The organism is Streptomyces sp. NPDC001889 (assembly GCF_053594535.1).
In genome coordinates, this window is sequence record NZ_JBSFER010000059.1 from 1 (window position 1) to 6,962 (window position 6,962).

Genomic DNA, 6,962 nt, shown 5'->3' on the forward strand with positions numbered 1-6,962 from the left:
GGCGGGCGGATGTACCGTTCGGGTGATCTGGCTCGTTGGAACGCCGAGGGGCAGTTGCTGTTCGCGGGGCGTGCGGACGAGCAGGTGAAGATCCGTGGCTACCGGGTGGAACCAGGCGAGATCGAAGCCGTACTCGCCGCGCACGAGAGTGTGAACCAGGCCGCCGTGATCGTCCGCGAGGACCGGGCCGGAGACAGACACCTCGTGGCCTATGTGGTCGCCGCCACCGCCACCCACACGGCGGACGGCACCCACACGGCAACCGCCACCGAAACGCGCTCCGGCACCACCGATACGGCCTTCGACATCGGACGCGAACTGCGCGCCGCCGTCGCCACCGCGCTGCCGGAGTACATGGTCCCGGCCGCCGTCATGGTCCTGGACACCCTGCCCGTCACCGGCAACGGCAAGCTCGACCGCGCTGCCCTCCCCGCCCCCGACTTCGCCCGTCAGGCGGGCGGCCGGGGCCCGGCCACCCCGGTGGAGGAGGTCCTGTGCGGACTGTTCGCCGAGGTGCTGGGTCTGGACCGGGTCGGGGCCGAGGTGTCGTTCTTCGACCTCGGCGGCGACTCCCTCCTCGCCATGCGCCTCATCGCCCGCGCCCGGGCGGTGCTGGACACCGAGCTGAGCATCCGGGAACTGTTCGCCTCGCCGACCGTGGCAGCCGTCGCGCGGCTCATCGGCGGCGCACGCGGTGACGTACGCGCGGCGCTGACACCACGGCCGCGCCCCGATGTCGTACCCCTCTCCTTCGCCCAGCAGCGGATGTGGTTCCTGAACCGGCTGGAGGAGAGCGACCCGGACGCCGGCGCCGTGTACAGCCTGCCGCTCGCGCTGCGGATGTCCGGCGAACTGGATGTGGCGGCCCTCGAAGCGGCGCTCGGCGATGTGGCCGACCGGCACGAGAGCCTGCGGACCGTCTTCCCCGAGACCGACGGCGCCCCGCGCCAGCACATCCTGGAAGGCGCCGCCGGCCGCCCCCCGCTGACCGTCATCCAGACCAGTGAGGCCGAACTCGACGAAACCCTCGCCGACCACGCGGTCCGCGGCTTCGATCTGAGCGTCGACCTCCCCTGGCGGATACGTCTGCTGGCCACCGGGGACTCCCAGCACGTGCTGCTGATCGTGGCGCACCACATCGCGGTCGACGGCTGGTCGATGGGCGCCCTCTCCCGCGACCTCGGCACCGCCTATGCCGCGCGCCGCGATGGCCGCGCGCCGGGGTGGGAGCCGCTGCCGGTGCAGTACGCGGACTACGCGCTGTGGCAGCGCGAGGTCCTCGGCGACCTCGACGACCCCGACAGCCTCATCAGCGCACAGATCGACCACTGGCGCCAGGCGCTGACGGGCGCCCCCGAGGAACTGACTCTGCCCAGCGACCGGCCCAGGCCGGCCGTGTCCACCTTCCAGGGCGGCATCGTGCCCGTACGGGTCGGCGCGCGCACCCACGCCGGTCTGGTGGAGGTCGCGGGGCGTGGCCGGGCGACGATGTTCATGGTCATGCATGCCGCGGTGGCCATGCTGCTGTCGCGGATGGGTTCCGGGGACGACATCCCCATCGGTACCCCGATCGCCGGTCGCGGGGACGCCGCGCTGGACGACCTGGCGGGCTTCTTCGTCAATACGCTGGTGCTGCGCGCGGATCTGAGCGGGGACCCGACCTTCACCGAGCTGCTGGCACGGGTCCGCGAAACCGACCTCGCGGCCTACGCCCACCAGGATGTGCCGTTCGAGCGGCTGGTGGAGGTGCTGAACCCGGTGCGGTCACTCTCCCGGAACCCGCTCTTCCAGGTCATGATGTCGCTGCAGACCGCCGCCTCCGCACGCTGGGAGCTGCCGGGTCTCGCCGTCGACCCGGTGCCGTTCGCCGCGGAGGCCGCCCGATTCGATCTCTCCCTCGACCTGGTCGAGCAGCGTGACGAGGACGGCGCCCCGGCCGGTATCGGCGGCGGGGTCCTCTACGCGACGGACATGTTCGACACGGACACCGCGGATGCCCTGGCCCAGCGCCTGGTGCGCGTGCTGGAGCAGATCGTGGCCAACCCGCGAGTCCGGCTCAGTGAGATCGATGTGCTCGGTGAGGCCGAGCGGGCCCTGGTGGTGGGCGACTGGAGCAGCTCCGTCCAGCCGGTCGAGGGGGGTACTTTCCTCGATCTCCTCGGCGCCTGGACCGCACGGACCCCCGACACCGCCGCGCTCCGCTCCGGGACCGGGACACTCTCTTACGGGGAGTTGGAGGCGCGTGCGAATCGGCTGGCCCGCTATCTGAGAGACCTGGGCGTGGGTCGGGAGTGTGTGGTGGGTCTGTGCCTGCCGCGTGGGGTGGAGATGGTGGTGGCGCTGCTGGCGGTGTGGAAGGCGGGTGGCGCGTATGTGCCGCTTGACCCGGAGCATCCGGCGGAGCGTCTCGCTTACATGATTGCGGACAGTGGTGCCGGGGTGGTGCTGTCGGGGGCTGAGCTGGAGCTGCCGGGTGAGGGTGCGCGGGTGGTGCTCTGGGACGAGATCGCCGCTCTCGTCGCGGAGCAGCCGTCCACGGCTCTGGAGACGGTGGTGGGTCCGGAGCAGTTGGCGTATGTGATCTATACGTCGGGTTCGACGGGCCGTCCGAAGGGTGTGGCGGTCGCCCACGGCGGGGTGGCGAACCTCGCGCAGGTGATGCGCCCCGTGCTCGGTGTCGACGAGGGTGTCGTCGCCCTTCAGTTCGCGTCGTTCAGCTTCGACGCGGCGGTTCTCGATGTCGCGGTCACGCTCGGTGCCGGTGGGACGCTCGCCATCGCGTCGAGCGAGGAGCGGAGGGAGCCCGAGGCACTCGCCGGCCTGATCCAGAGCGCCGGTGTCGCGGTCGCGAGCGTCGTCCCGTCGCTGCTGGGCGTCCTGGACCCCGTCTCCGTGCCCGGTGTCTGGAACTGGGTGGTCGGCGCCGAGCGGGTGACCGCCGATCTCGCCAGCCGGTGGGTCGCCGGCTCCCGCGTGTGGAACACGTACGGTCCGACCGAGGCGACCGTCATCACCACGGCCACGCCCATCGACGAGGGCATCCGACCGGAGGACCAGGCGCCCGCGATCGGTGGCCCGATCGGCAATGCCCGGGTGTTCGTGCTGGACGGTTTCCTTCAGCCGGTGCCGGTGGGTGTGACGGGTGAGCTGTATGTGGCGGGTGCCGGTCTGGCCCGGGGTTACGTCGGCCGGCCGGATCTGACCGCCGAGCGGTTTGTTGCCAACCCGTATGGCGGTCGGATGTACCGCTCGGGTGACCTCGCTCGCTGGACAGCCGACGGCCGGCTCCACTTCGTCGGCCGGGCGGATGAGCAGGTGAAGATCCGTGGTTTCCGTGTCGAGCCCGGCGAGATCGAGGCTGTGATCGCCTCGCACGAGACGGTCGGCCAGGTCGCGGTGGTCGTCCGCGAGGACCGGCCGGGGGACAGGCGCCTGGTCGCGTATGTCGTCCCGGTGGCTGACAGTGTCGAGGTCGAGGTGTTGCGGGCGTCGGCGGGTGCGCGCCTGCCGGAGTACATGGTTCCGTCGGCCTTCGTCGTCCTGGACGCACTCCCGCTGACCGTCAACGGCAAGCTCGACAGGGCCGCGCTGCCGGCTCCGGAGTCGTCGGGGGAGAGCGGCGGCCGGGCGCCGTCGACCCCTGAGGAAGAAATCTTCTGCGCTCTGTTCGCCGAGGTCCTCGGTCTGGACGAGGTGAGTGCCGGCGGTTCGTTCTTCGAGCTGGGCGGCGACTCGATCATGTCGATGCTGCTGGTGTCGAGTGCTCGCCGTGCGGGTCTGGTCATCACCGCCCGCCAGGTCTTCGAGCGTCAGACCCCCGAGGGGCTGGCCGCCGTCGCCGTCCCGGCCACCGCGGCCACGGCCGTGGCCGGGGACTCCGCCGTCGGCGATGTCCCACTGACACCGGTCATGCGCGAACTCCTCGACCGTGTCGGACCCGACCGGCTCGGCCAGGTCTTCCAGCCGGCGTTTCTCCATGCCCCGGCGGGGCTGGACTTCGCCGTCCTGACGGAAGCGGTCCAGGCCCTGGTCGACCACCACGACGCACTGCGGGCCCGGCTCACGGCCGAGGACGGACCGGAGCGGCGGCTCGTCGTGCCCGAGCCGGGCACCGTACCCGTCGAATCCTGGGTACGCCGAGTGGAAGCGGTCGGCTACGGAGAAAACGACCTGCGCCGACTGATCAGTGACCAGACCCGGGAGGCCATGAACGCACTCGATCCGCGGACCGGTGTGATGGCCCAGGTGGTGTGGTTCGACGCCGGTCCCGAGACCGCCGGCCGGCTGCTCATCGCCGTGGACCACCTGGTGGTCGACGGTGTCTCGTGGCGGGTGCTGCTGCCGGATCTCGCGCGGGCGTACGAGGAACTGGCGGCCGGGCGTGACGCCGGGCTCGACCCGGTGCCGGTGTCCTTCCGGCACTGGGCGCGCGAGCTGGCCGCGCAGGCGACCGGCGCGGAGCGGCTGGCGGAGGTTCCCCGATGGGTGGAGTACCTCCAGGGCCCCGCTTCCCTCCTCACCGACGAGCGCGTCGACCCGGAGCGGGACCTTGAGTCCACCATGCGGCGGATCTCGCTGCGCGTTCCGGTGGCGGTGACATCGGAGCTGTTGACGAGCGTGCCGACGGCTTTCCACGCGGGTGTCGACGATGTGCTGTTGACGGGTCTCGCGGCGGCTGTCGCCGAGTGGCGGCACGATCGGGGAGCCGCCGCGGGCGGTCTCCTGGTGGATGTCGAGGGCCATGGCCGGGTCGCTCTGCGGGACAGCGACGACCTGTCCCGGACGGTGGGCTGGTTCACCAGCAGCCATCCGGTGCGGCTGGATGTCGGCTCCGTCGATCCGGTGGAGGTGCGGGAGGGCGGTGCCGCTGCCGGGCGGGTGTTGAAGCGGGTGAAGGAGCAGATCCGCGCCGTCCCCGGTGATGGTCTGGGGTATGGCATTCTGCGTCATCTCCATCCGGAGGCCGCGCCCGAGCTGGCGGCACTGCCCCCGGCGCAGATCGGCTTCAACTACCTCGGCCGCTTCTCCGCCGCCACAGCCGCTGATCCGGTCTCGGCCGACTGGTCCCCGGCAGGGGACTCGGCCCTGGAGATCCCGGGCGGCGAGTACCCGGTCATGCACGCGCTGGAAGTCCTGGGCGCCGTCCATGATCTGCCGGAAGGGCCCGAGCTGACGCTCACCCTGCTCTGGCCGGGAGCGCTGCTGGACGAAACCGCCGTACAGACACTGCTGGACGGCTGGGCGGCGATGCTGGCCGGGCTGGTCACGCACGCCACGGGGTCGGGCAGTACGGCTGGTCACACGCCCTCGGACTTCTCGCTGGTGTCGCTGGATCAGGCGCGGATCGAGGAGCTGGAGGCGGAGGTTCCGGGATTGGTGGAGGTGCTCCCCGTCTCGCCTCTCCAGGAAGGGCTGCTGTTCCACGCGCTCTTCGACGAGCGGGGTACGGATGTCTATGTCGAGCAGCTCGACCTGGGCCTCGAAGGGCCGCTGGACCCGGTGGCCCTCCGCGCGGCCTGGCAGGCACTGCTCGACCGGCATGCCAGTCTGCGGGCCGGGTTCCGGCAGCTCCCGGGCGTGGACCAGCCGGTGCAGGTGGTGGCTGGTGAGGTGGTTCTGCCGTGGCGTGAGGTGGATCTGTCGGGGCTGTCCGGGGCCGACGCGCCGGCCGGGGTGGAACGGCTGGGGGTCGAGGAGCGTTCTCGCCGGTTCGATCTGGCCGTGCCTCCGCTGGTGCGCATCCTGCTCGTACGGATGGGACCGGACCGCTATCGGATGATGATCACCCTCCATCACATTGTGCTGGACGGCTGGTCGCTGCCGATCCTGATGCGGGAGCTGTGGACGGCGTACGAGGCCGGTGGCAGCGGGAGTGGTCTGCCGGCGGTGACTCCGTACCGCGACTATCTGGAGTGGTTGTCCCGGCAGGATCGGGGGGCGGCGCGGGAGGCGTGGCGGCAGGCGCTGGCGGGCGCGGATGAGCCGTCGCTGATCGCTCCGGTGGAGCGGGACGCGGAGTTGGTCCACGGCGAGGTGGTGTCGGGTGAGGCCGATCCCGCGCTCGACGAGGCTCTGCGAGCGCTGGTCCGTGATCACGGTGTCACGCTCAATACGGTGGTGCAGGCGGGCTGGGGTCTGCTGGTGGCCAAGCTGATGGGCCGCCGGGATGTGGTCTTCGGCGCGAGTGTGGCGGGCCGGCCGGCTGATCTGCCGGGCATGGAGAGCATGCTGGGGCTGTTCATCAACACCGTGCCGGTGCGGGTCCGGCTGGACCCGGCGCAGACGGTGGCGGGGATGCTGGCCGGGCTTCAGGCGGAGCAGTCCGCGCTGATGGACTACCAGTACCTCAGCCTCAGCGATATCCAGCGCGTGGCAGGCACAGGTGCCAACTTCGACACCATCCTCGCCTTCGAGAACTTCTTCTCCGGAGTGCAGAGTCAGGTGTCACCGGACAGCACTGAGGGAGATCTCGCGGGACCGCCCGGACTGCGGGTGTTCGAGTCCGGGATCAGAGAGTCGATCAACTACCCGCTCGGGCTGATCGCCGGCCCCGTCGGCGGTCTGAAACTGCGTCTCAACTACCGGCCCGACCTGTTCACCGCCGATGAGGCCCAGTCCATTCTCGACCGGCTGCTGCGTCTGCTGAGCCGGCTGGCCGCCAACCCGGACGCCACCCTGGCCCGTATCGCCCTGGTGGACGATGACGAACGGTCACTGGTGGTCGATCAGTGGAACGCCACTGAGCGTCCGGTTCCGTCCGGTTCGTTTGTGGAGTTGTTCGAGGCGCAGGTGGTGCGTACGCCGGGTGCGGTGGCGGTGGTTGGCGGTGATCGTGAGTGGTCGTACGCGGAGTTGCAGCGGGCCGCTGACCGGGTGGCGTGTGGTCTGGTCGCTCGTGGTGTGGGGCGTGGGGATTACGTCGGTGTGGTGATGGACCGTTCGGTGGATCTGGTGGCGGTGCT

1 protein-coding gene is annotated in these 6,962 nt (G+C 70.8%); it reads left to right on the forward strand.

Going from position 1 to position 6,962, the window contains the following annotated elements; translation table 11 throughout:
* Positions 1-6,962 (forward strand): amino acid adenylation domain-containing protein (locus ACWCRA_RS35095; RefSeq protein ID WP_451069466.1); only part of this gene is annotated, 6,962 nt, incomplete at both ends.